The sequence below is a fragment of the Microcoleus vaginatus HSN003 genome (genome assembly GCF_022701255.1).
Lineage (GTDB): Bacteria > Cyanobacteriota > Cyanobacteriia > Cyanobacteriales > Microcoleaceae > Microcoleus > Microcoleus vaginatus_B.
Map to the genome: position 1 here is coordinate 1,608,533 of NZ_CP031705.1, position 25,546 is coordinate 1,634,078.

Sequence of the window (25,546 nt, forward strand, 5' to 3'; positions counted from 1 at the left end):
ATGGGTGACGCGCTCACTTATAGGGGGTCTAAAATATAGCATATTCCAGGTTCATTAAGTACAGTAGCAACAGCTTGTAAACCAGACGGCTCGATCAAAAAAATGATGCTACTTTAAAAGAGTTATGCCAAGGCTTTCAAAAAAAGACCCCAATCAAAGTCAGTATATCTTATTACGCGATCGCCTAAAAAACATTGAATTTTAATTCAATTTTCTCCCTTCACAGGCAAAACGATCGCAAACTCAGTGCCAATTCCAGGCTCCCCATTCACCTCAATGCTTCCGCCATGTTTTTCTACCGCAATCTGGTGGGCAATTGCCAATCCCAATCCAGTTCCCTTCCCGACACCTTTCGTCGTGAACAAATGGTCGAATATCTGCTGTTTAACTTCCTCTTTGATGCCGATGCCGTTATCACCAATGTTAATTTTAATGTACCCTTCGCCGACTATATCCGTGCAAATCGTGATGCGGTTGGGATTGGCGGTAATTTCGCTAAAACTGCGTCCTATATTTGACTCTTCTAAGGCATCGATCGCATTGGCCAGCAGGTTCATGAAAACTTGATTCAATTGACCGGGAAAACATTCGATTTTAGGGAGATTGCCGTATTTAGTTATCACTTCGATCTGCGGGCGGTGTTCGTTTGCTTTGAGGCGGTGTTTCAAAATTAAAATAGCGCTATCAATGCCTTCGTGAATATTAAAAGGAACTTTGTAGTCTTTGTCGCCTCGGGAGAAGGTACGCAAACTGTTGCTGATGCTGCAAATGCGCTCGCACCCGAGTTGCATTGAATCAATCATCTTCGGTAAATCTTCCAAAAGATAATCGAGGTCTATCTCTTCGGCGTGGTCTGCTATTTCCGATTGCGATGCAGCGGAGCGATACAATTCTAAGTGTTCTATAACATCTTCCAAACTTCTTTTACCTTCGCTTAAATTGCCAGAAATAAACCCAATCGGATTGTTAATTTCGTGGGCGACTCCGGCGACTAAATTACCCAATGCGGACATTTTCTCATTTTGCACGATTTGCAGTTGTGCTTGTTGTAAATTTTTTAAAGTTCGTTCGAGCTGTTGATTTTGCTCTTGCAAAAGTTCCGCTGCTTGCTTGCGCTCAGTGGCATCAACACCCAAACCAATAATCCCTATTGTCTCGCCCTGGGAATTTTTTAACTGGACTTTCGTGATTTCTAAATAGTGTAGTTGGCCGTCAACAAGTCTGAGAATTTCGCTGGAGTAATGTGGCAAATCTTGAGCAAGGCAGGCGGCATCGGAAACCAGACAGCCCGCTGCATTCTCCCCCAGTATATCTTTATAATGATCGACAGCTAGGAAATCGCTCAGAGGCACACCCACATCTTGAGAAAATGTCTTGTTCAAAAACTGTACTTTACCACTGGGATTCATCATCCAAATCCAAATCGGAGCGACATCAAGAATCGCTTGGAGCATTTTCTTCTGATCCGCAAGCTGAGCTTCGGTTCGGCTAATTTTTACTAGCGATCGCTCTAATTGTTGGTTGTAATCCTGATATTTTTTATACAGCAGAGCATTTTGCAAACAGATGGCTGCCTGGGAACACAGTAGATTGAGAAGTTGCAGGCGATCGCGGGTAAAAACTTTTGCGGTTAAGCGATTTTCCAGATACAAAATGCCCACTAAGTTGCCTCGATCGAGAATCGGCCAACACAACAGGCTCTGCGGTTCGTATTTAAGGAGGTAGGAGTCGGAATCCCAATCACGTTGTTGAGTGAGATCCCGAACAATCACAGGTTTCAATAAATTTTTAACGCAGTCAACAATTCTGAGGGGCAAGATATCGCTGTTTTCATCCAGTGTTGCGGATGATAAGTCGATCGCGCACTCGACTCCCGAATTGTCGATCGTGCTGGTAGCCACGATTTCCCATTGATTGCCGTTTGGCAAAATCAGCGCTCCCTTGTCAGCTCCTGTGTTTTTCATCGCCAGTTGCATCAGTTTGGCAATCAGTCGATCGAGTTCTCTTTCACTAGAGAGCGCTTGACAAGCTTTTAGCAGTGTTGAAAAACTCCCGAAATCTGAGACGCTCGCCGAAACAGAGGGAGAAATGGATGGATGAATGGATGGATGAAGCGCTTGATTTTGCCCCGCAGGTGTTGGAAAATTTGCTAATGGATTTGCAGGGAGTTTTGCGGGTTCTAAAATCGGTTTTAACAATTGAGAATAACGTTTTTCTAAGTCGTCAATTTTGGCTCTATCCCCCAGCGGACATAGCAATCATAGGCATCTATCATGTAGAGTCGGGCAATTTTTTCCCTTCCTAATGACAGGTAAAACTTAGCAGCGAGTTCGCAGGCAAGAGCTTCTTCATTGACATATTCGTTAGCTTTAGCTCCGGTAATAGCTCGATCGTACAGTTCCATTGCTTCTGCTGTCTGTCCCAAAACGCCGAGCAATTCTGCCTCAACCAGATCGAACTTGTGTTGGTAATTGATCGGCGTATGGTGCGCGAATTCTTTGAGTTTTTTCTGACTAGCCCCAACGCGCTTAAGGATTTGTTGGCGCTCCGCCGGTGCGGCATCTGCATAGATTGCCAAATGTGCCAGTGCATCATAAAAGTCGTGCATCATCGTTACTAGCATCAAAACACAATTCCCAAGATAAGGTTTGCCTCCATTTCGCCTGTCGGTTGGCTGCGGATTACGGCTCGAATATATCCCGAATCCGTGGCCTCTTTTTGCTAAAATTTATACACATCCATCTAGCAGGTAACAGGTAAAATCAATTGAAAGATTGGAAGGTGTAATGTATTTGTAAATAATCGGTCTGCGTTCAAGTTCGTCGAGAATGTCTGTTCGGTTGAGGACTATTTCTACCTATGCAATTAACGGTCGCTAATGCAACCTTTTGGGATTGTGGCAGCACCGCCTCCCGCAATTCCTCCGCCACAATGACGTAGGTTTGAGAATTTTAGTGGCAGGTTGTCGGTTTTCTCGCGCAGGAACCGATCGATAGCCGATCGAGAATCTGTGTACAATTGCGCGATCGGGCGATCTCCGGGCATTACCGCAGTCAAATCTACTGCATCTACTGTTGCGTCCATATCGGCTGACCTCAACTCCGACATTAGCTTGACAAAACTTAGTGTATCTATCTTAGGGCATAAACCGCATAATTTTTGATCGCCAGATCGAAAATTCCAATTATCTGTTAGAACAAAATTTTATACTTGGGCGATCGCGATTAAAGCTTTTTACTTAGGTATAAGTTTCTGCTGTTAATCTCAAATGCGATTCAATGAACGCGAAATACCGTAAAAGCACTGCCTTATCATGTCTTGAAAAATACAATGGGTAATTAATTAAATTTAATATAGCTCGATCGCCCAAATTTCCGCTACGCCGGCAAAAAAGTTAGTACCTTAAAAAGTTCAAATACAATCTATAGAAATTATAAAGAATCCGTCGTGAAAGGAGGGGCACTCCAGTCCCCCCTAGAAAAGGACAGGGCCGTTGCATTGTGGTGAAACCCCCCTCAACTCTACTTGCGGCCTCATAGCCTTCCCAGGGGTTAAAACCAAATCAAATATTAATAGGCAGTAGTCTTCACCTGACCGAAAGCATCCAGGATAGAAGCCCCCGGATTCATTCCTTCGCAGACTCAGGACGGAGAAATAAAAAACCTGTATCCGATGAAACTTGCCCCCCGAATTTATCCGTGGGGTCAATGCTTCAATTCTTTAATCTAAAATCTAAAATCTAAAATCTAAAATCGATTGACTTTACCGAGATTCCGACAGGGGTTAAACCCCCTGTCGGAATGTAGCTTCCCGAGAAGGAAACAGCGTTATTTGAGATTAGTCGATCGCGTCTGCAGCTGTTTCTGCCACTCGTTGAGTTATGTTAATATCTCGATTCACTTTCTAGCAAATATTCTCCGAGGCATCTTCAGCGTTCTATCTTGCATCTCGCGCTGCATCATTGATATTTTCTTGGCCACCGCTGGTACCATATCTCAAAGACTCAGTACCCTCTGATACTCTTTCTTTTGCTCCCTGGGTGGCTTCTTTAACAATATCTTTTGCTCCCTGCAAGCCTTCGCGAGTGTTTTCTTTAAGATTAGAAAGGCCTTGTTTGGTTTTGTCGCCAAAGTTATCAGCTTTGCTCTGAGCTGTGCGAGCATCGTCCTTCACCTTTTCACCAACTTTGGTGAGTTTCTCAGGCGCGTCGTCCGCTACCCGCCGCACGTTTTCGCCTACATTGTTGCTAGATTTGGTATCGATGCGGTGCTGCGCTTGCTCTTTGAGAAGGTCAGCTTTTGCTTCTGTTGTTGTAACCTTTTTGCTTCTGGGATCGACATCGGGGTAGTCGTTCATGCCGCCTTTGAATTCGGAAGTTACAGCCCCTGAAGGCACTTCTTCTCTAATTTGGTCGGCAGTTTTTCCTATCCTCGGATCACTTTGTCCTCCCGTCACATCAGTTTTTCCTGCCGTCACATCAGGGCGGCTGCAGGCCGTACTCACTAATACTAAAATGCCAGCCAGAAACACTGTTAAAATTTGTACAGCTCGAATTTTTTTCACAAATGCAGTTAGTCTCTTCATAAAAATGCTCCTTTCTATTGTGAGAGGCTCAAATGCCTGGTGGTTCTGTAGATGGTTAGCATTACAAAATTAGGCACTTAAACACTTTTTTAGTTTACGAATAGAAACAGGAGCTTTTCATCTATCTCAAGTTAGATTTCTCAAGTTATAGTAGAATGAAGAAGGAAGAACGAATGGACAATCCTCAATCTTCTACCAATTATTAAAAATCGCAGCACCCCGCGCCCGACACGGCAATGTCCTTTCCCTATAGGGCTGTTTGGTTCTCCGTACCCGCACTATATTGAAATGTTTTGCATTTTCGGCTCAAAAAAAACCTTCTAGTCAGGAACTAGAAGGAAGGTGGTGTATGATCTCAAGTACAACAAGGTCTTTAATCGCAATTGTGGCGACACATCCCGATCGCACACATCTGTCTAATGGCTGAAAGTATCTGCACAGTGGCTAAGTATTTTGAATCGCTGTTTTTAGACTCTTGCAAAATTCGCCGATCGCCTCTAAACCCTCTTCTGGAGTACCTTGGGCCAAGCGTTTGACAAAAGCACTGCCAACAATCGCAGCATCTGCACCCCATTCTTTCACTTGGCGAGCGTGTTCGGGTGTCGATATACCAAACCCGACGCCAATGGGTTTGTCGGTGACGGTGCGGAGTTCTTGCAGCAACTCTTTTGCTCTCGTTTCTAAGCCTTCGCGTACTCCCGTAACCCCCGTCACACTGACTAAGTAAATAAATCCTTGAGACTGACGAGCGATCGCTTCTATGCGACTTTTGGGGCTTGTCGGAGCAACTAATAATGTTAGTTCAATCCCTAATTTATTGGCAGGTTGGATGAGACTGTCGGCTTCTTCTAATGGCAAGTCTGGTACAACCAATCCCTGAACTCCGGCACTTTTGATTTGCTGCAAGAAGGTTTCTATACCTCGGTACAAAATCGGATTGTAGTATGTGAAGAGAATGATGGGCGATCGCAAATTCGGACTAACTTTCGCTACCATTTCCAGCACCGAATCTAACCGCGTCCCCCGCTGTAAAGCCCTTGTAGCAGCGGCTTGAATCACCGGCCCGTCAGCTAACGGGTCAGAATAGGGAACGCCAAGCTCGATCGCATCTGCACCGTTATCATCCAAAATTTGCAGTGCTTTAGCCGTTGTCTCCAAGTCTGGGTCGCCAGCAGTAATAAAAGGAATCAATGCACACTGGTTGCTTTTTCGCAACGTTTCAAAACAATTAGAAATAGTCATTAGTTATTAGTCATCAGTCATTGGTCATCAGTCATCATAGGATGTCCCCTCGATCGAGCGCAATTAAATTTGTTGGTAGTGAGGACTTCATTCCTCATAAAACTCCCTCGGGCTGAAGTCCTCACTACAAACCTATCGCACTTATTTTAGCGGACGTGATACCAGTCATCAGTCATTAAATTAGCAGTCAATATTACTATTGATGAGTTATTCTTCCCCAGTCATTAGTTCAGAGTTTATTGCTAATGACTAATCACTAATAACTCACTAATAACTAATGACTGAGGACTAAAGACCATTGACTAATTATCTTTTTCCTGCTCAATTTCCGCTTGAAGTTTGGCTAATTCTTCAGGAGTGAGTTCATCCAGTTGCTTCTGCAAGACAGCTTCTTTATACTCTTGCAATTGCTGGCTGTAGGTCATATTTTGAGTCAGTGCTCGAAATAAATAAGTCACCAGCCAGCCAATTAAGCCGGCGACCAAAAATAACTGACTCCAAATCCCTGCATTCATGCTGTCGAGTCCGGCCAATTGCAGCAGCAAGTAGATAAACCCACCTGCCGCAAAAAAGCCGATACTGATTCCAATTACGTCAATACGTCGCATTTAGGCTTCTATCTGCCGCCGTTTGGGCCGAAAATTCAAAAACGGAGCTAGGAGAAACATACCTGGGAAGAAGAAGAACATCAAGAAGTACATGAAGCCGCGCTCAAAAGAGGTAGCGACGTACCAGCGACTGTTCAGGTAAGCGTAGGTGGCCGCGGGTACTACCAGGAGGTAGGCTCCTGCCAAGACGGCGTAAAGCAGTAAGGTAATATACATAGATTTGCTTTATGGGAATAATAACACGGGTAAGTCAGTTGACACGCTCCGTTAGCTGGTTAACTATTGTACCGCTTGGGGAGATGCAGCGCGACTTTTGGGAATTTTTTGATTAGGGGTTGCGTAAATTGGGGTTTTGGCTGTAGAATAAAAGGCTGTTGCTGTTAGTGGCTCAAAACCACAGCAGTTTGACCAAAGGGGGGCGTGGCGGAATGGTAGACGCTACGGACTTAAAATCCGTTGACCCGAAACGGTCGTGTGGGTTCAAGTCCCTCCGCCCCCATAAAAATTTCAGAATTATACCTTGCAAGCGATCGTCCCCGATCGCTTGCCATCATCGCGAAGGGCAAGTGCGATCGTCCCCGCAAACAAAAACGAAGTCGCCCCGCGTTATCAACTGAGGCTCATCTAAATTTTACAGTCAAGTTTGATGAAATTCTTGTGCGGCGTCCCGCCCGCCCAAAAATACAATCGAGATTCGTAACAGCTTATTAGGCAGCAACTGGCAAAGTAATCACAAATTCCGTGCCCTGTCCTATTTGAGAATTTACCTCAATTTTGCCTTGATGCTTGGCAAGGATTTGATAGGAAATAGCCAATCCTAATCCAGTGCCTTTGCCGCTCGACTTTGTAGTAAAAAATGGGTCAAATATTTGTTGGGCACTGGCGGAGGCAATTCCCGGCCCGTTATCCCGAATCTTGACGGTGACAGTATTGTGGGCTGTAATTTCCGTGCTAACCCAAATCGTTGGCGAATAGCCTTTGTCTTCCTTTTTCACCTCCTCCAGCGCATCTATTGCATTACTAATAATATTCATAAATACTTGATTCAGTTGCGCGGGATAGCACTCAAGCGCAGGCAACTTACCGTATTGTTTAATAACTTGAATACCTTGTTTGAGTCGGTGATTGAGAATGACGAGGGTGCTATCTATTCCTTCGTGAATGTCGGCTGATTTCATTTTTCCGTCGTCCGATCGCGAAAAATTCCGCATGGATACGACAATTTCGCGAATGCGATCGGCTCCCATTTTCATCGAAGAAAGGGTTTTTGGCAAATCTTCTCTGAGAAATTCGAGTTCAATGTCTTCGATGCGTTCTAGAATGGCATCTGGTGGATTTGGATAATATTCTTGATAGAGAGTTACCAAACCTGTCAAATCTTCGATGTATTGGTTGGCATAGTCAATGTTGCCGCCGATGAAGTTGACGGGATTATTGATTTCGTGGGCTATCCCTGCAACCATTTGACCGAGAGATGACATTTTTTCGGTCTGAATTAATTGAGATTGAGTTTGTTTGAGTTCTTGTGTATATTCGCTAACTCGCTGAATCAATTGATTGAAAGAGGCCGCTAAAACTCCGATTTCGTCGTTTGTGGTGACTGGTACTTGCAGGTTAAAATTCGATTCGCGAGTGACTTGCTGAGCAAAATTAGTGACGGTTTCGAGGGGTTGGGCGATCGCGCGGCTGGTTTTGTCCGCCAGCGCGACGGCGATGAGTGCTGAAATTAGCATACTCCCGAGAATAATTAGGTTTCGCAAATTTTCAGCTTGTTCTAATGCTTGGGTTCCTTGCTGTTGGTGAGTTTCTACGGTTGAAATTAGGTCAGTTAAACTTTGAGCAAGGTTATCTAGTACGATCGCCTCTTGACCGCTGCTAGTCCTCAACATTTGTAGCTGTGCGGATTCGAGGCTGTTGGGCTGCAAATTCCAAACTTCCGCTTCTTTTAACTGCAATTTAATTAGCTGAGCGTAGTAATCAATGACGAGGGCAGATTTCTTCAAGAAAGCCTGCAATGTGGCCTCTTCTGTTGCTAGTGTATCGGGATTTTCTCGTGCGAAAGATTGAATTTCTGAAATCAGGATTTTCGCCTGATTGATTTGCCCGACAAAGCGATCGTGTTCGTATTGCAGCCACACGGCGTTTCCCAAAACGACTGGCAATCTCGCCGCGTGCGATCGGGCTTCAAATACGGTATTTTGCAAATTTTGCAGCAGTTGCTGCTGCTGTTGGGCAGCATTCACCTGAAGTAAAGCTTGCTTGCGAAAGTCATCTCCCAATCTCATTCCCGCACCAGTTCCCAAAATCGCTATGCCGATAGCTAAAGCATAGCCATAGCTAATTTTTTGGCTGATTCGCAAATGGTTGCATCCTCCCTTTACCCCTGTTAGATTAATATTTGAAGTCGGTAACAATTTTTTTTGAGCAGAGTGCTCTTGCTCTAGTTTGCTATTTTTGGACTGACTGTGGGTAAATAATAACATTGAAAGTTCCTCCCAAACAAATTAGGAGTAATTGAGAGAATAAAAGCATAATGCACTTATGCTGAAGGCGAAAAACAGTTTTGAGTGTTGAATTTTAAATTATGAAATCTTTAACTCAAAACTTAACTCTTCCCCTAGTATCTCTGTTTTTATACTAAAGTGTTTGTGATCTCTATCAACAATTTATGTGATTATACCCAATTTACAAAATTTATGGTAACAACGATTAGTATTTTTAGGCAGTTGGCGCACAAGGCCCAACTACGGGTTCTCCCCGTTTTTCTTTTTCTGCCAGTTCTAGGTTTAATTCCAGCACTTTGGCTAAAATATCGTCGCTGTCAATAAATCCGTAAGCTTCCATTACTTCGCGATCGAGCTTAGCATGAAGTTTAAAGAGCTGACTTGTTGGTTCTTCAAAAAAATTATTGTAAAGTTGAGTAATTCCCCACTGCTTTGCGGACATTTGTTGAGTGCGGTAAAGTGAAGTAGTAAGATCGAAGCGCGATCGGCTTTCTCATTTTTAAACATTTTCCGTTTTTATACTGTAGCAGGTTAAATATGACTTAAATTATTCAGTTGATGATTATCTTATCTTGACCAAGAAATAAGTACAAAATACTTCCTTTGCTCGCCAGGGACTTAAGTCCCTGTCTAATAGCAAAAGTAGGTTGAAACCGACTGAAATACTAATTTTCCCGTCCTATGCAAGAGGACTTCAGCTTTGAGGCCGGGGTTTCAACCCCTGCCTGACTGTCGGACTGGATCAGTGACCGATCATCCAAGGTCGTCCCCCTCGGTGTTCACGATTCCGCTGCGGTTTAGGTTCCTCAGAACGCTTAACTACCTGCGGTTCCCGATTTTCTTGACCTTTCAAGCGCAGCTTTCCAGTTAGAATCATCGGCGGCGAAAAGATGCGTTTAGCAACAGTTTCGCAACTCGGGCAAAGCACCGGTGTATCTGCTTCTGCAAGAGGGCGCCACTTATCAAAAATGCCGCAAGTTTCACACTTAAAATCGTAAAGAGGCATATCAATTTTTGATGGTAAATTTGGATGCAAGGACTAGGTGGCGGGCAGCGCCCGCCCTACTAATTGAGGACTTACGCAAGAAAGCAATTTTGAGACTATTTGTGGGGGTAAGGTGCGCTGCGGCGCACCCTACAAAAGCGAATCTGTGCGTAAATCCTGTAATTAAGATGGCAGAATATCCATCTCGAAAATTTCTGTCGGTAAAGCAATCGTGCAGCAAGCATTGGGAATATCCACAATGCCGCTGATGCGACCCTCAACCGGAGCACAGCTTAATAGCAAATACGCTTGTTCTCCAGTAAAACCAAACTTTTTCAAATATTCGATCGCATTCAAACAAGCTCGGCGATAAGCAACGTGGGCATCCAGATAATACTGCTGACCCGTAAATTCATCAACAGAAATCCCTTCAAAAACGAGGTACTCAGAATAGCGGGGTTCCACCGGCCCGGGTTTGAAAATCGGGTTGACCATCGCGTATTTATCCATGCCACCTTTGATAATATCAACGTGGAGGTCGATGTACCCCGACATTTCAATTGCCCCGCAGAATGAAATCTCCCCGTCTCCTTGAGAAAAGTGAATATCTCCCATCGAAAGTTTCGCGCCTTCGACATAAACCGGGAAGTAAATTCTCGAACCCCGCGACAGGTTTTTAATGTCGCAATTGCCGCCGTGTTCCCGGGGAGGAACTGTGCGCGCCGCTTCTGCCGCAACTCGCTCGAATTCTGCCCCTTGCAGCGACCCCAAAACTGCATTTTTGGGGTTCGGCAGTGCTGCTAAAGGCGGCACTCTATCGGGATTTGTTGCTACTAATTCCGCTTCCCGTTTGTTCCATTTATTCAACAATTCCTGAGAAGGAGCGCAGCCGATTAAACCCGGATGAGTAATCCCAGCAAACCTGACTTTTGGTATGTGTCGGGAAGCGGTATAAATTCCCTGCAAATCCCAAATGGCTTTAGCAGCAGTCGGAAAATGTTCGGTTAAGAAACCGCCGCCGTTTTCTTTAGCAAAAATGCCCGTAAAACCCCATTCGTCTCCTTGCAAAGCCCCGATATCGAGGATATCGACTACTAAAATATCCCCTGGCTGCGCGCCGTTAACGTAAATTGGCCCGCTCAAAACGTGAACTACTGTTAAGTCTACATCGCGAATGTCGTCGGGACTGTCGTCATTTTTAATTTGTCCGTCTGTCCAGTCTTTGCACTCGATGCGAAATACATCGCCGGGATTGACGGAAACTACTGCTGGAATATCTGGATGCCAGCGATTGTGACCGACTAATTCCTGTTCTGACATCGCTTTGGTCAAATCAACTTTGAAGAGAACTTGAGGCATATTCTGCACTCCTCTAGTTACTGATTTTTACATGGTACGCGCATCTTCGCCGATCTGATGGTTGATAAATGTAAATTCTTATACTAATAAGTGCAGAAACCACAAATATTTCAGATAACGATTATCATTATTTAACTAATTGCAGGGAAGCGCCGCAGTCGTGGTATGTTTTTGATTGGGAATGTTTTTAAATTAAAAAATTAGTGACTGAAAATTTGACCAAACAACATATAGATCAAGTTGAAAATGGATGGCACGGCCGCCTGAATTTAGCCTACGCTAACCGCAGCGGTGCAACTCACATCATTCACAATCAAATGCAAGCGCCCCTCAAGGTGCAGCGTCCGTTTTATCCTGAAGGGAAAGAGGTTTGTCACAGCGTCATCTTGCACACGGCCGGCGGAGTTGTCGGGGGCGATCGACTTTCCAGCAATTTTCACCTCCAACCCAACGCCAAAGCCTTGATTACCAGCGCCGCTGCTAGTAAAATCTATCGTAGCAGCGGACTAGAATCACAACAAAATATCGACATCAAACTAGAAGCCGGTGCTAATTTAGAATGGCTGCCACAGGAAACAATAGTTTTTGACGGCGCAATATATCGGCAAAATTTGCGGGTAGAATTAGCACCAACAGCGAGGATTTTACTGTGGGAAATTACCCGATTTGGACGCAGTGCAAGGGGCGAAAAGTTCTTGTCTGGAGAATGGATCTCGCACACCGAAGTCTGGCAACAAAACAGCCCTTTATGGATTGACAGACAATTGCTCAAAGGTGGCGAAAAAATGCTCGAAAGCCCTCACGGCCTCGCAGGAAAACCCGTAGTCGCCACCCTAGCTTGGGTAGGCGAACCTGTTACAGCCGAACTCGTGGAAAAAGTGCGAGATTTGCCATCTGAGGCAACAATTTATCCTGGTAATTCCACCGTCGGCGTGACTCGTATTCCTAACGGTTTGCTGTGCCGATATCGCGGTACATCAACCACCGCAGCTAGAGACTGGTTTGTCAACATTTGGCAGTTGCTGCGCTTGTCTTTTTCACAACGCCCTTGCTGTTTGCCCAGAGTTTGGATAAAATAGGATGATCATTGAGTTTCAATGTATAGTTGCCCTCCTAACAAGATTATTCATCTCTCTCTTCTCTGACTCTGCGCCCTCTGGGCCCTTTGCGGTTTAATCATTCACAAACAACCGTAAAAGATATCATAATCAAATAATGCGATCGCACTTACAAGAATAAAAATGCAACTCACCCCCCAAGAAAAAGACAAGCTGCTGATTTTCACCGCCGCCCTGGTAGCAGAGCGCCGGAAACAAAGAGGTTTAAAATTAAACTATCCAGAAGCACTCGCCTACATTTCCGCCGCCATTCTAGAAGGAGCCAGAGACGGCCTCACCGTCGCCGATTTAATGAGTTATGGAACCACTCTTTTGACCCGAGAAGATGTGATGGAAGGTATACCAGAAATGGTGCATGAAGTCCAGGTTGAGGCGACTTTTCCCGATGGAACTAAACTCGTTACAGTACACGATCCGATCCGTTAAAAAATTAACCACAGAGACTCATAGGAAGAAAAAATGATTCCAGGGGAAATGATTGTTTCAGCAGGCGAAATAGAACTAAATGCAGGTCGCCCAACCGTGCGGTTGCTGGTAGGAAATAAAGGCGATCGACCCATACAAGTTGGCTCCCACTATCACTTTTACGAAGCTAACGAAGCCTTAGAATTTAATCGAGAACAAGCCAAAGGAATGCGGTTGGATATCCCCGCCGGTACAGCAGTTAGATTTGAACCCGGAGATGAAAGGGAAGTGCAATTAGTACCTTTTGTAGGTAGTCGTCAAGTCTACGGCTTTAATGGAAAAGTCAACGGTCATCTGGATGCTGAAGTATGAAGTCAGATGAGCGGTCACGATTGTTGATTTTGGAATGTGAAACTTTTTAACTTCAAAGTTCTGCCAGTTTCCAAAAAGAATGCAACTGTAGGAAATATCCACACCATGATAGTAATAAGTCCTCCGCAATCCCCAATCTAACATGGTATCACTTCCAGCCCTATGCCTGGAGATTGACAAAGCAATCTCACAACTTTTTCTCTGCCTTGTGTATAAGTTCTTTCTGGCTTTCTTTTGTTAGTTCCATCTCCGACTTTTGAGCGAGTTAAAATTTGCATTTTGCATCTACAGTGGTTGTAAAAACTGCAAAGATATACAGCACAAGCCCGTGATGAACCCCAAATTAGTTGACCAGATAAAACAGGCATTGAAGCAGAGCTTGCTGGCAACATCAAGGCGTGTCTGGAGAACCCCGTTAGATAGGCGCACCAGCATCAAATTGTTAGATGACAGCATCGTTTACAAAAAGCAGCACGAACCCATCAATATACCCGCATTAGCCTCGGTTAAAAAAGTGCCTTCTCGGTTTTTTGCCACGGAAAAACCCGTGTCTTTTGACCCAGATTATGTGTGGAAGATTACCCTCAATCAAAAAATAAATTCTCTAACTATTTGTACGTCTGGCAACACGCTGCTGAATAACAAGTTGCTTTTAGACTTGGATTTTCGGATTAGCGGTGCGGGCATTCTGGAATGGCCTTACAAACCTAACCAAATTACCTATCCGCTGGTAGTTGCTCCTTGGTCGCATTTGTGGTGTAGTTATTATGATTATGTGATTTTTGTGCTGGCTAAACTTTGTCGAATTGAGGAGGCTTTAGGTAAGGAAATTTGGCAAGAAGCTAAAATTTGTTATCCTTTACGACATACAGATTTTGAGTGGGGCTTTATGACCAAACTCGGTATTCCTGAAAGTTCACTAATCGACACTCGGGCTAGAGATAGGGGATATCATGCAGAAAGTGTGGTGGTGGGAAACAATCAAGACTGGTATTTTCCCAGTCCTTACGATATAGAGCTTTTGCGGAAAAAATTCTGTCTTAAGGAAAAGGTAAAGCCTTATAGAAAACTTTATTTGTCTAGAAGTGGCCGGCGTCAGGTTAAAAATGAAGTACAAGTGCGAGAGGTTTTGAAAGAATTTGATTTTGAAATTTTGGAAGATATCTCGCGCACTGTTGATGAACAAATTCGTCTGTTTGCAGAAGCGGCGGTGGTTGTCGGCCCTCACGGGGCTGGTTTTACAAATTTGCTGTGGTGTCAGCCGCGAACGAAAGTATTGGAATTCTTTTATGGAGGGTACACTCCGCCATATTTCTATTACATTTGCCAGCTATTGGGATTAGAATACTCTCGTATGGTTGATGACAATAATGTAGCGGAAGATTGGAGTTTCATGGGCATGGATATGACGGTGGAGGTGGAGATTTTGAAAAGGCAAATCCAGAAAATGCTGGAGTAAATTTGCTGCTTCATAGCATTTTCGATTTTCGATTGGGAATAATTGATGACAAGGGGCGTTTAAAGCTTGCCTAATGTTACGTTTTTTTCAACTAACCTCAGATTGAGTAACTAGGCTCATAGTATAATTCAAGTGGGTCTCAACTGCTAACTAAAAATTTATTAATATTAGGAGCGAGAATGAGTTACAGAATGGATCGCCGCGCTTACGCGGAAACCTTCGGGCCGACTGTGGGCGATCGCGTCCGGTTAGCCGATACAGAATTATTCATAGAAGTTGAACAAGACTTCACAACCTACGGGGATGAAGTTAAATTTGGCGGTGGCAAAGTCATTCGCGACGGCATGGGACAATCGCCGATTTCTAATGCAGACGGCGCTGTTGACACGGTAATTACTAATGCTTTAATATTAGACTGGTGGGGAATTGTTAAGGCAGATGTCGGCATTAAAGACGGCAAAATTTACAAAATTGGTAAAGCCGGAAATCCTTATATTCAAGATAGGGTAGATATTATTATCGGGCCTGGTACTGAAGTAATTGCGGGTGAAGGAATGATTCTCACGGCTGGGGGAATTGACGCTCACATTCACTTTATTTGCCCACAACAAATAGAGGTGGCGATCGCCTCCGGCATCACGACAATGATCGGCGGTGGCACAGGCCCTGCAACGGGTACAAACGCCACAACTTGCACTCCCGGGCCTTGGCATATGTACAGAATGCTGCAAGCTGCTGACGCTTTTCCCGTAAATCTAGGGTTTTTAGGTAAAGGAAATACCAGTCAACCCCAAGCATTAGTTGAACAAATATTAGCCGGTGCAATGGGTTTGAAACTCCACGAAGATTGGGGAACTACACCAGCAACGATCGACACTTGTTTGAATGTAGCTGACGAGTACGACGTGCAAGTTGCAATTCACACGGATACTCTCAACGAAGCGGGATTTGTGGAAACTACAATTGCCGCCTTTAAAAATCGCGCTATTCATACTTACCACACCGAAGGTGCGGGTGGCGGACACGCACCGGATATTATTAAAGTGTGCGGCCAAGCTAATGTTTTGCCCTCGTCAACTAACCCGACTCGCCCTTACACTGTCAATACTTTAGAAGAACATTTAGATATGTTGATGGTTTGCCACCATTTGGATCGAGGCATTCCTGAAGATGTGGCTTTTGCTGAATCGAGAATTAGAAGAGAAACTATTGCGGCTGAGGATATTTTGCACGATTTAGGTGCGTTTAGTATGATTTCTTCTGATTCTCAGGCGATGGGAAGAGTGGGAGAGGTGATTATTCGGACTTGGCAAACGGCACATAAAATGAAGGTTCAAAGGGGGATTTTGAACGGGCAAGATGCCCGTTCCACAGGTGATGTAGACGGGCAAGATGCCCGTTCCACAGGGGGAGAAAATGACAATTTCCGGGTGAAGCGGTACATTGCAAAATATACAATTAATCCGGCAATTACTCACGGAATTAGTCAGTATGTCGGCTCGGTGGAAGAGGGGAAATTGGCGGATTTGTGTTTGTGGCGGCCGGCTTTTTTTGGGGTGAAACCGGAAATGGTAATTAAAGGAGGGGCGATCGCCTACGCGCAGATGGGAGATGCTAACGCCAGCATTCCCACGCCGCAACCGGTGCATATGCGGCCGATGTTTGGCAGTTTTGGCGGGGCGATTGGGGCGACTTGTCTGACGTTTGTTTCGCAGGCTGCGCGCGATCGAGATATTGCCGCACAGCTCGGTTTGCAAAAGCCCACTGTAGCAGTTTCCGGCACGCGACAAATTAGTAAAAGAGATATGAAACTCAACGATTATTTGCCACAAATGGAAGTCGATCCAGAAACTTATGAAGTTAGGGCGGATGGGGAATTGTTAACTTGCGAACCGGCAACAGTTTTGCCAATGGCGCAGCGATACTTTTTGTTTTAACTGATATCTTGTACCATTTTTAGCAACAGGCTTTCCGGCCTGTTCCACAAAATATAAATTTTATTGTGGAACAGGCCGGAAAGCCTGTTCATAAAAGGCTAATTGAAAAGGGTGTAATATCTCAGTTTTAACCGATTATACAATCATGTAGTGGCGGGTTTTACCAACAATATTTGCCAAAAACCGACAATCTCAAAAACCCGCCCCCACCCAACGGGAAATCTTCATCTTACTTCATTCGGCATTGGATTTATTGTTATAAAAATTGAGCGATCGCATTATCAAACCCTGACACAAAAACCAAAAATAAAGTGCAATATTAATCCCGCTCAACAGCTTCGGTATTCCCTCCAGCAAGCTCGAAACAATCTCGTTTTTTAACGGCAGCGCTTCTGCAAAAAAGGCAACAAATAACAAACCAACGCCACTCAGCAGTAAAGCATAGGGAGTCGAGCGAATTTGTCTCCGAAAAGCTAATCCGTATGCAATTGCCAGCACGCCGTAAAATATGACAATTGTCACTTTCGGAAAACCCCCACGTCCCAGATGAACATGGGTGCGGAAAACTTCATTGAACAGAAAGCAACCTGCAAACAGTGCCGAATATAAAATAAATCGATTTTCTGGGCGCTCTGGTTGAATAATTCTCAGCAATCCAAAGGTAAAAGTGCACACCATTACCGAGCAATAAAATAACATTTGAAACGCCAAAAAAAAGAAACCTGCACCCGGATATGTAGCAGAGCAAGGAGGCAAAAATAACCCTTTTACCGAAGAACCAAATAAACTCAGACACGCCGTCACTAGCCCAACCACCATTAAAGTTAGACTGTTTAAAAACAACACAGTTCTGTAACTTGCCATAATTTAATACCAATTCTCCAAAATCTTGCAACAGTTATGAGTTTTTGGTTTGTTTCCTGAAAGACTGTATGCACCCTACAGCTACTGTTGCAAGATTTCTTAGAATTAGTATAACATCGGGATTTTCAATTGCCAACAGCGGTAAGGTACGCACTGTGCACCCTACATAATACCAAATCGGGTTGGGAAACCCCGCCATATAATGCTAATTGCCACAACTGGCAAAAATTGCTTTAACTTAGAATTCCTGAACCGAGATGATGCTGTTTTGGAGTCGATCGATGGCAAGTATACCGAGCGTACTTTCCATAAATTGGCTCCGATAATTTGAGATTCACTTTTGTTGACGGGAGACAATGCTTGATTTTAAATTAATTAACATTAATCCATCGGCGAGATGATAAGTCAATTCATAAATTCATTGCTTGAGTTCATAAAAGTCATAACCCTAATTTCATAAAAGTCATATTTTTCGGCAATTTATGCCGTTTCAAGCTGAAGCTGTTGTTTTTTCGTCAAAACCATCGCTGTGTGTTTTTCGTAATAGGCAGCTTCGTTAATGAATACAGGGAAAACAGTAGATTCTCCTTGATAGGGGAGTGATTCTCCCGTAAATGTGAGAAACATCGGTTCACCGGGATGTAAGGGTTCATAGTCTTTGAACTGAAGTTGGGGATGGATCACAGCTTGCAGTTCACCTACTGAATTTCTGGGATAGTCTACTGAGCCGATCGCCTGATATACAGTTAAATATGATGGTATATGAAGCGGCTTTCCCCGATTTTGTGCATCGAGATAATCCAGAATGGCGTGAACCAGCATTTCGGTTTGCTGAAGCTGACGGGCGTTAATGACTCCCTGGGCGATGGGCCCAACTTCTACGGTGCAACCGAAAGCAGAGAGCGATCGAAGCATTGGGGCATCCTGACCAGAATGCTGTCCGAAACAAACTCGCAGTGAGGGTTCGATCTCACTCAAATAAGCTAATAATTGCAAATTGAATGGATGTTTGCTAGATGGTAAAATTGTCAGCCCCATGTTGGCCGTTGTGCTGTGAAGGTCAACGATTACATCAGCCCCATGTTCGTCTTTCGGACATAGTTGGGCGGAGATTTCCTTAGCACGTCTGTTCTCGTAACCCATCAAATCGGGGTTAGACAAATCTTCCTCGGCAAAGCAACGGTTCAAATCGCGATCGACATAACGCCGATTGGACTTTACCGCTTGAGGATTAGCTAATAGAGTAACCACCTCAAAGCTCGATCGTTTCAGTAAGTCTGGGAATTGTTGAAACTTCTTAATCAGATAAACCCCAGTCAACTCGTTTCCGTGGGTTCCTCCCACAACTGCCACTCGTCGAATTACTTGCGAAATCATGAATAATCCTCATTAAGCAATACTTAAATGGGTATTGCGTCCGAATTTTATAACTATTACTTTCAAGATAAAAAAGTTATTGCTATATGTCAAATACTTTTTTTTATATAACAATATACTTAAAAAATATAGTATTTAAGCACCGTTAGAAAAGAGAATGTAACTGTAGGCCCGTGCTCCAAACCATGATAGTAATCATTCATTCCCAATCGTTCAATTCTCAAATCTAAAATCTAAAATCGTATAACCTATGGAACTTCGCCATCTTCGTTACTTCATTGCAGTGGCAGACGAACTGAGCTTTAGTCGCGCGGCAAAGCGATTGCACATTGCCCAACCGCCCCTAAGTCAACAAATTAAAGATTTAGAGGCTGAACTGGGTGTGAAGCTATTCGATCGCAAAAGTCACCCGATTCAGCTAACCCCAGCAGGACAGGCGTTTTTAGAAGAAGCTCGCGCAACTTTGGTACAGTTAGAACAAGCGGTACATAAAACCCAGCGCATTAATCAGGGTGAATTGGGTTATTTGACGGTGGGTTTTCCCAGTTCGATCGCGAACGGTATCTTTCCAGAGATGCTGCGAACTTTTCGACAGCGATATCCAGAGGTACAACTGATTTTGCAGGAAGAACACAGTGCTTTCTTAATTCAGAGGTTGCGCGATCGCCAGACTGATATCATTTTTCTCTATCTCTACCACGATATTTCTGAAGCCAATGATTTAGAAACGATGTCTCTCACGCAAGAACCCCTTGTCGTCGTTTTACCCAAAAACCATCCGCTTACAGCCCAATCCAAAATTTCGCTTTCCGACCTAAAGGATCAAGAATTTGTAATGCCCCTTCATCAGATTGTGGCTGGCTTATCTGAGGAAATTTACCATGTATGTTCGCAAGCAGGGTTTGTTCCTAAAGTTGCTCAAACAGCCGTCTTTATGGTCACAATTTTGGGATTAGTCGCAGGCGAAACAGGTATCAGCATTCTGCCATCTCACGTACAGAATCTTCAACGCGAAGGAGTGGTCTATCGTCAGATTCAGGAACAAACGACAACCACTCAATTAACTGCTGTTTGGCGGCATAATCATTCGTCCACCATTTTGCAGCAATTCCTCAATATTATTAAAACCCTCTCAATTTATAGCAATCCTAAATGATTTGTGAGAAACAGGCATAGGTAAAAAGCTTTGAAAAGTCAAGCAAGTAAGGTGCGTCGCCATCAACAATCTGCAAGTTTTATCCAATATCTCGCAGATCCGCACCCTACAGATTAACACCACACAATATAGCTGCTACTGTAGTTCATGAACCTGGAATAGGCTGTATTAACTGTTAGTTGCCGCAATTGGCGAAAGTAGAAAACAGGTTAAATTTTGTAACTCTCCACGCTTGTCATGTCTGCGCGCCAGCAAAAAGACTGTACCTACTTATGCTTTTATCGCTGTCAAGATAACTTTGCCAACTTCATGCAGCAACTGTTGGATACTAGCCTGGAAACTCCCCTGGTATAGGGATTACTTGCGAGCTCATGTCCCATCCTACTTGCTTGCTAAAATTTTGAATTTGACCTTCACAAGTTCGACAACTAGAACCGCCGACTTTCTGCCAAATTTCTAACTGCGAAGTCAATCCATATTTGCCATTGCTGGATTGCATCCACATCGCATCCGCGCGGAGATTCGGACAAAACAGACTCGCGTGGATGTATGGCGATCGACTAATATTTCTGAATAGTGGCTGCCTATTCTTTGTAGGCTATTATCTCATTTGGGTTGGCTATTGTCGTCAAGATATACTCAACTTGAGCCGGAGTAAGAGTCGGGTTGGCATTCAAAACCAAAGCCGCTACACCCGCTACGGAGAGTCTTAATCGCTTGGTAAACTCAATTTTAATACCTGTCCAACTGATACCTCGTGCTTGTGCGTCGCTACTACCACGGCACCTTCTAATCGCGGATCGTAACATCCCACCCAAGCCGCAGGATGACATTCGTGTACTAAATACCCGTACAGCCAAATTGCTCCTCTACCTTCAATGACAATTCCTTGACTCAATTGAACGTCTTGAGGAAGTTTCAAACCTTGTAAATCATCGGGTGTGATGATACCGTCTTGAGTTGTAATTCGCAAGCGCAAATGTTGGTAAGCTAAACCGTCTTGAGTTTGATGGGAGATTATTTTTAATTCAATAGGATTCATTGGATGCACAAATGTTGAATGCTGCGATAAAATCATATACCTTTTAGGGTAAATTGGGAATCCGATCGCCAACTTTGAGTCCCAATTGGGCCGCCCTTCCGCCTCTGAGTTCAATAACTCCGTCAACGGGAACATCCGGGCCGTAGTTGGGGCAGGTTTCGCTCAAACACGGCGGTACATTAGGAATTATCGCCTGCACGACGCCTTCCCGCAGAAAAACCATATCGAGCTCAATTAACACGTTTTTCATCCAAAAACGCACGTTTCGCGCGGGTTCGATGGGGAAAAACATTCCTCTGTCATCCGGTAATTCTGTGCGAAACATTAAACCTGTCGCTTGTTCTTGGGGAGTTTGCGCCACTTCCAGTCCGATCGCGCGATCGGCTATAATCGTGTTAACGGAAATTGGCAAAAGCTGACCCCTATCTAGTCCGCCAAACAGCGATATAAAGTTTGATTCACTCAGATTAGAATTTCCCGAAACAACTCCTAAATAATTACCAGAGGTTTTGTCTTTCATAATAGTTTGGTTATCGGCAACAGAAAGCTCTAAATCGCTAAACTTCATGCCATCGGTCAAGACAATTTTATCATTGCCGTTGCCAAAATCTGTAATTATATCGGCTTCCGTAATAGTAGATGCGGCGGAGGTTCTTTCAATCACAAATAAATCATCCCCCGCGCCTCCTGTTAAGATATCCCCGCCTTCGCCGCCTATTAGCAAATCGTTACCCCGATCGCCAAAAATCCAATCCGAGTCTTGTCCTCCATAGATTGTATCGCTTCCCTGACCGCCCCACAGCGTATCAGCGCCTTCATTTCCTGCTAGCAAATCATTTTCCCGATCGCCAAAAACTCGGTCATTTCCCCCCAAACCTTGAATAGTATCATTACCCGCAAATCCTCTAATCGTGTCGTTGCTGAGAGTTCCCAGGAGAAAATCGAAGCCGAAACTACCGTCGATGTTAACCATTTTGCGTTTAATGATGCGTTTAATAGAAGGAAGATTTGGCGATCGGCATCCGCCAACCAGTACCAAAAGCTCGATCGCTAATTTTCAAACCCGGGGCTGCTTGCCGCCGTTTAAACTCCGCTTGCCTGACTAATTTTACTACACGTTTAACCACCGCTTCATCATGTCCGGCCGCCACAATTTGTTGGGCAGATTCGTGATATGCGATCAACCGCTGCAAGATGTCATCTAAAACATCGTAATCCGGCAAAGAATCTTGGTCAATTTGGCCAGGCTTCAGTTCAGCACTCGGCGGTTTAGTAATAATATTAACCGGAATAATTTCCTTTTCCAGGGGCTGATCCGGGGGCGTCGCCCCTACATATCCGCCAGAATTCAGCCACCGACAAAGCGAATAAACGCGAGTTTTCGGCACATCAGCAATCACCGCCAATCCCCCATTCATATCGCCGTAGAGAGTGCAGTAACCAACCGACATTTCCGACTTATTGCCCGTCGAAAGCAGCAAATGTCCGAACTTATTAGAAATCGCCATCAACAAATTGCCTCGAATCCGGGATTGAATATTTTCCTCAGCAATCCCGAAAGTTGTATTGACAAACAAATCGGCGAGAGTGCGATCGTAAGTTTTCATCAAATCGCCGATCGGCAATAGTTCGATCGCAACGCCCAGATTTCGGGCTAATTCCAAAGCATCATTAACCGAATGATCCGAACTGTAAGGAGAAGGCATCAACACCCCTAGAACATTTTCGGGCCCGATCGCGCAACTGGCGATCGCCGCCACCAAAGCCGAATCTATCCCGCCACTCAAACCGAGTACAACCTTAGAAAAACCGCACTTGCGAACATAATCTCGTACTCCCAAAACCAAAGCAGCCCAAATTTCTGCATCTCCTTCTGCCGGATGAAAACTTAAATCTGTTGTGGATCGGGCATCTTGCCCGATCCCGCCGCTGCCAACTAAATCTTGTTTAGCGGCGTCATATTCCAGCACCGCAAAATCCGTTTCAAAAGAAGCTAATACCTCAATCAAATCACCCTTTCTATTCACAGCAAAACTGCTGCCGTCAAAAATAATATCGTCATTTCCCCCTAGCTGATTAGCGTAAATAATCGGTATCCCGCAGCGGATGACACTGTGCTGCAACATAGCCGATCGCACTTTCCGCTTTCCCGCAGAATAAGGCGATGCCGACAAATTCAGCACTAAATCTACACCCAATTTTGCCAAATCGGAAACAGGATCGCCTGCGTAGCTGCGTTTACCCCAAAATTCCTCATTGTTCCACAAATCTTCACAAATTGTCACGCCGATTTTGAGTTCGCCAATAGAAAAGTAATTGCTGTTTTCGCCCGGTTGAAAATATCTATCTTCATCAAATACATCATAAGTAGGCAACAAGCGTTTATGAAAAACTTGTTTGACGGCGCCATTTTGCAACAAAACAGCGCTATTAAACAATGATTTTCCGCCGAGTTTAACAGCATTAGCATTAGGTAAGGCAGTGCCTACTATGACTGCCAACTCCCGTGGCAAAGCTTGCGCCAGTTGCTGCAACTGTGCACCTGCATCTGCAATGAAACTCGGATTGATTAACAAATCGCGCGGCGGATAACCAATCAGGGAAAGTTCCGGTGTTAGCAATAAGTTTGCGCCCTCAACCTCAGCTTTTTTCGCTGCCTCCAGAATTAGGTTGGAGTTGCCAAAGATATCACCGATAGTAGGGTTGAGTTGTGCGATCGCAATTTTCATCTCACCAAATCACCTAATAAATATTGCTAACAGTCCGCCCGCGCGGACTGAACTTCCTATAGTCCTAGATTTGAATGTATGGCCACCTTAGTCAGATTTGTAATGTTTCAACTCTTCCTCAATATAGTAATTTACCAAATCCCGGTAAATATTTTCAACCACATCAGGATTCAAACCCGATTCTTGAGCCCACTTGCGGCGCTGCTGTAACATATCATGAAAGCGATCGAACGATCGAACACTAGCTTCACTCGTTTTGAACCTTGCTGCCGCGATGACGTATTGAAATCTCTTGCTCAAAGCCTCGATAACTTCTCGATCGATGACATCAATTTCCTCCCGAACTTCGTTAATATTAGCGCATTCATCAGGGTCTTTCATAGTCTGCACTCCTTAATAGCTTCTATTCTAATGTTACTAAATTGATCCCCGAATGTCATCCAAGGAACAGCTAGATAAACACCAGCGGCTTATTTTTGAAAGGAGCAAAAGCGGTCGCATCAAAGCGGTACAAACTAGCAGGGCGGCCCGCCCCGCGTGAAACCTTAACACCGGTATCGCACAAAAAACCCAATTTCAACAATCGAGCTCTAAAATTAGAATAATCAGAAAAATTTTCCCCCAAAATAGTTGTATAAAGTTGATACAAATCGCTCAAAGTAAAAAGTTCCGGCAAAACTTCAAAAGCTACCGGGCTGTATTCAAGTTTGTTACGCAGTCGCCGATATCCGTATTCGAGAATTTGAGTGTGATCGAAGGCAAGCTTTGGAACTTGTTGCACGGGATACCAAGCAATGCCGCCGACACGGTGCCCGACACCCGCGACTACACTCCCAGCAATTAACTCAGCTTCCTCAAAGCGAACCAAAGCAAAATAACTAACCGAAAGATAACGCTCGCCCCTGGTAAATTCCCGAGGATCGCGCCCTGCTTCTCCGAAAGTATACAATTGCTCCAGATACAAATTTTTTACCCGAATTTTCTCAGACAAAATTCGGTAAGCCGCATTTTCAAGAGACTCTCCCTGACGCACCAAAGTACCGGGAAGACTCCAAGAATCGATAAACGGTTCGTCTGGCCGCATTACCAACAGCACCAACAAGCGGTTCTGCACGGTATCGACGGAAAAAATAACATTATCTACTCCTACTTTAAAGTCAGCTAATGAGCAACCCTCGCTCTTTTTTGTGCCTCGTGCCATGCGTACAAATGCTCCCTATGGATGTAATCTTCAATGGTCGGAGTCAGAGCTTCCCTGTCTCCTGTTTCCCGATAGGAAGTAGAAGAAACATTGGGACCACTCAAAGATGCGATCGCCACGTCTGCACCCAGGCGCCTCAACTGCCACAAATCTAATTGCTCTGACGGATAACCCGGTCGTGGTACTATCAGCAACTCCACTTGTTTTAACAATTGTTCAAATTTGTACCAGCGAGACAGTTGCCCCACCAAGTCCGAACCTATTACCAGCGTCAAATCTGCATTCGGCCACAGCAATCTTGCTTGTTCCACAGTTTCCACCGTCCTCGGACTGCTGAGTTCTGGATGCAAGCAAAGATTATGTCGGGGCGAATTAATTTCTTGAATCATTAACAGCAGCATTGCCGATCGGTGTTCTAGAGAAGTTTGGTGCGACTTAAAAGGATTATCCGACGCCCAAACTGCTACCCAATCAAAATGTTGCGAAAGCCAACTCAGAATTGTTTTATGTCCCGCTGTGGGTGGATCGGCACTGGTTCCAAAAAGAGCAATATTCTGCATAGGTAATCGGTAATATCGTTAATAGTTAATGGGGAATTGTTGAC

The 25,546-nt window shown here is 44.4% G+C and carries 27 protein-coding genes and 1 tRNA gene; 8 read left to right on the plus strand and 20 right to left on the minus strand.

Features of this window, described 5'->3' with window-relative positions; all coding sequences use genetic code 11:
* Positions 1–206: 206 nt before the first annotated feature.
* The 7 genes from D0A37_RS06710 to ndhL all read right to left on the minus strand — a co-directional run bounded on the left by D0A37_RS06710 (position 207) and on the right by ndhL (position 6,650).
* Entirely contained in the window at positions 207–2,258 is a 2,052-nt protein-coding gene (locus D0A37_RS06710) for a GAF domain-containing sensor histidine kinase (RefSeq protein WP_242722586.1), read from the minus strand.
* Positions 2,216–2,623: a hypothetical protein gene (locus tag D0A37_RS06715; protein ID WP_242722588.1), complete on the minus strand. Its 408-nt coding sequence runs from the start codon at positions 2,621–2,623 to the stop codon at positions 2,216–2,218. The genes D0A37_RS06710 and D0A37_RS06715 overlap by 43 nt, the downstream gene beginning before the upstream one ends.
* 242 nt (positions 2,624–2,865) lie before the next feature.
* A complete protein-coding gene (locus D0A37_RS06720; protein ID WP_242722590.1) occupies positions 2,866–3,084 on the minus strand; it encodes a hypothetical protein in 219 nt (72 codons plus the stop codon).
* Positions 3,085–3,936: 852 nt separating this feature from the next.
* Positions 3,937–4,584 carry a DUF6658 family protein gene (locus D0A37_RS06725; protein WP_242722592.1) on the minus strand — a complete coding sequence of 216 codons (648 nt, stop codon included), beginning with the start codon at positions 4,582–4,584 and terminating at the stop codon, positions 3,937–3,939.
* 444 nt (positions 4,585–5,028) lie between these two features.
* Positions 5,029–5,826 (minus strand): tryptophan synthase subunit alpha, encoded by a 798-nt coding sequence (gene trpA / locus D0A37_RS06730; RefSeq protein ID WP_242722595.1) that lies wholly within the window; start codon positions 5,824–5,826, stop codon positions 5,029–5,031.
* 302 nt (positions 5,827–6,128) lie between these two features.
* Positions 6,129–6,434, minus strand: coding sequence for a DUF3007 family protein (locus D0A37_RS06735; protein ID WP_242722598.1), 306 nt, complete (start codon positions 6,432–6,434; stop codon positions 6,129–6,131).
* On the minus strand, positions 6,435–6,650 hold the full coding sequence (gene ndhL, locus D0A37_RS06740; protein ID WP_193972727.1) for an NAD(P)H-quinone oxidoreductase subunit L: 216 nt from the start codon (positions 6,648–6,650) through the stop codon (positions 6,435–6,437). It lies immediately after the preceding gene.
* 198 nt (positions 6,651–6,848) lie between these two features.
* Here ndhL and D0A37_RS06745 point away from each other — a divergent pair.
* Positions 6,849–6,933, plus strand: a tRNA-Leu gene (locus D0A37_RS06745).
* Between the two features lie 208 nt (positions 6,934–7,141).
* Here the strand turns inward: D0A37_RS06745 and D0A37_RS06750 are convergent.
* From D0A37_RS06750 to fmdA, 4 genes are all read right to left on the minus strand, one after another.
* Positions 7,142–8,917 carry a sensor histidine kinase gene (locus D0A37_RS06750; RefSeq protein WP_242722601.1) on the minus strand — a complete coding sequence of 592 codons (1,776 nt, stop codon included), beginning with the start codon at positions 8,915–8,917 and terminating at the stop codon, positions 7,142–7,144.
* A gap of 235 nt (positions 8,918–9,152) precedes the next feature.
* A complete protein-coding gene (locus tag D0A37_RS06755) occupies positions 9,153–9,380 on the minus strand; it encodes a hypothetical protein (protein ID WP_242722604.1) in 228 nt (75 codons plus the stop codon).
* Positions 9,381–9,680: 300 nt separating this feature from the next.
* A complete protein-coding gene (locus tag D0A37_RS06760; RefSeq protein ID WP_242722607.1) occupies positions 9,681–9,944 on the minus strand; it encodes an FmdB family zinc ribbon protein in 264 nt (87 codons plus the stop codon).
* Between the two features lie 162 nt (positions 9,945–10,106).
* Complete coding sequence (gene fmdA / locus D0A37_RS06765; protein WP_242722610.1) at positions 10,107–11,282, minus strand: formamidase; 1,176 nt, start codon at positions 11,280–11,282, stop codon at positions 10,107–10,109.
* A 203-nt stretch (positions 11,283–11,485) separates the two neighbouring features.
* On the opposite strand from fmdA, the gene D0A37_RS06770 reads away from it, so the two are divergent.
* The 5 genes from D0A37_RS06770 to ureC all read left to right on the plus strand — a co-directional run bounded on the left by D0A37_RS06770 (position 11,486) and on the right by ureC (position 16,573).
* Positions 11,486–12,361, plus strand: coding sequence for an urease accessory protein UreD (locus tag D0A37_RS06770; RefSeq protein ID WP_242722612.1), 876 nt, complete (start codon positions 11,486–11,488; stop codon positions 12,359–12,361).
* A 162-nt stretch (positions 12,362–12,523) separates the two neighbouring features.
* The gene (ureA, locus tag D0A37_RS06775) at positions 12,524–12,826 is read left to right on the plus strand and encodes an urease subunit gamma (RefSeq protein WP_015179363.1); all 303 of its coding nucleotides are present in this window, start codon (positions 12,524–12,526) and stop codon (positions 12,824–12,826) included.
* Positions 12,827–12,859: 33 nt separating this feature from the next.
* Entirely contained in the window at positions 12,860–13,177 is a 318-nt protein-coding gene (locus D0A37_RS06780; RefSeq protein WP_242722614.1) for an urease subunit beta, read from the plus strand.
* Positions 13,178–13,508: 331 nt separating this feature from the next.
* Positions 13,509–14,636 (plus strand): glycosyltransferase family 61 protein, encoded by a 1,128-nt coding sequence (locus D0A37_RS06785; protein ID WP_242722616.1) that lies wholly within the window; start codon positions 13,509–13,511, stop codon positions 14,634–14,636.
* 179 nt (positions 14,637–14,815) lie between these two features.
* On the plus strand, positions 14,816–16,573 hold the full coding sequence (gene ureC, locus D0A37_RS06790; protein WP_242722618.1) for an urease subunit alpha: 1,758 nt from the start codon (positions 14,816–14,818) through the stop codon (positions 16,571–16,573).
* A gap of 234 nt (positions 16,574–16,807) precedes the next feature.
* Here ureC and D0A37_RS06795 read toward each other — a convergent pair whose 3' ends face one another.
* Complete coding sequence (locus tag D0A37_RS06795) at positions 16,808–17,437, minus strand: DUF8692 domain-containing protein (RefSeq protein WP_242722621.1); 630 nt, start codon at positions 17,435–17,437, stop codon at positions 16,808–16,810.
* Between the two features lie 202 nt (positions 17,438–17,639).
* Here D0A37_RS06795 and D0A37_RS28920 point away from each other — a divergent pair, with 202 nt between their 5' ends.
* Complete coding sequence (locus D0A37_RS28920) at positions 17,640–17,768, plus strand: hypothetical protein (RefSeq protein ID WP_278187164.1); 129 nt, start codon at positions 17,640–17,642, stop codon at positions 17,766–17,768.
* 149 nt (positions 17,769–17,917) lie between these two features.
* Here the strand turns inward: D0A37_RS28920 and D0A37_RS06800 are convergent, their stop codons facing one another.
* Positions 17,918–18,814, minus strand: a complete 897-nt coding sequence (locus D0A37_RS06800) for an aspartoacylase (protein WP_242722623.1) — start codon at positions 18,812–18,814, stop codon at positions 17,918–17,920.
* A 250-nt stretch (positions 18,815–19,064) separates the two neighbouring features.
* Here D0A37_RS06800 and D0A37_RS06805 point away from each other — a divergent pair, with 250 nt between their 5' ends.
* The gene (locus tag D0A37_RS06805; RefSeq protein ID WP_242722625.1) at positions 19,065–19,970 is read left to right on the plus strand and encodes a LysR family transcriptional regulator; all 906 of its coding nucleotides are present in this window, start codon (positions 19,065–19,067) and stop codon (positions 19,968–19,970) included.
* Positions 19,971–20,298: 328 nt separating this feature from the next.
* On the opposite strand, the gene D0A37_RS06810 is transcribed toward D0A37_RS06805, so the two are convergent.
* From D0A37_RS06810 to D0A37_RS06845, 7 genes are all read right to left on the minus strand, one after another.
* Positions 20,299–20,469: a GUN4 domain-containing protein gene (locus D0A37_RS06810; RefSeq protein ID WP_242722627.1), complete on the minus strand. Its 171-nt coding sequence runs from the start codon at positions 20,467–20,469 to the stop codon at positions 20,299–20,301.
* A gap of 210 nt (positions 20,470–20,679) precedes the next feature.
* Positions 20,680–21,012: a CRISPR-associated ring nuclease Crn3/Csx3 gene (crn3, locus tag D0A37_RS06815; RefSeq protein WP_242722629.1), complete on the minus strand. Its 333-nt coding sequence runs from the start codon at positions 21,010–21,012 to the stop codon at positions 20,680–20,682.
* Positions 21,013–21,055: 43 nt separating this feature from the next.
* Positions 21,056–22,051: a DUF192 domain-containing protein gene (locus D0A37_RS29335; protein ID WP_445242494.1), complete on the minus strand. Its 996-nt coding sequence runs from the start codon at positions 22,049–22,051 to the stop codon at positions 21,056–21,058.
* Positions 22,005–23,741, minus strand: coding sequence for an NAD+ synthase (locus D0A37_RS06830; RefSeq protein WP_242722631.1), 1,737 nt, complete (start codon positions 23,739–23,741; stop codon positions 22,005–22,007). Before D0A37_RS06830 ends, D0A37_RS29335 begins: the two co-directional genes overlap by 47 nt.
* Before the next feature lie 87 nt (positions 23,742–23,828).
* Positions 23,829–24,122, minus strand: coding sequence for an isochorismate lyase (locus tag D0A37_RS06835; RefSeq protein WP_242722633.1), 294 nt, complete (start codon positions 24,120–24,122; stop codon positions 23,829–23,831).
* Between the two features lie 70 nt (positions 24,123–24,192).
* On the minus strand, positions 24,193–24,942 hold the full coding sequence (locus D0A37_RS06840; protein WP_242722635.1) for an NUDIX hydrolase: 750 nt from the start codon (positions 24,940–24,942) through the stop codon (positions 24,193–24,195).
* Positions 24,903–25,502, minus strand: a complete 600-nt coding sequence (locus D0A37_RS06845; RefSeq protein WP_242722637.1) for a nicotinate-nucleotide adenylyltransferase — start codon at positions 25,500–25,502, stop codon at positions 24,903–24,905. Before D0A37_RS06845 ends, D0A37_RS06840 begins: the two co-directional genes overlap by 40 nt.
* Between the last annotated feature and the right edge of the window lie 44 nt (positions 25,503–25,546).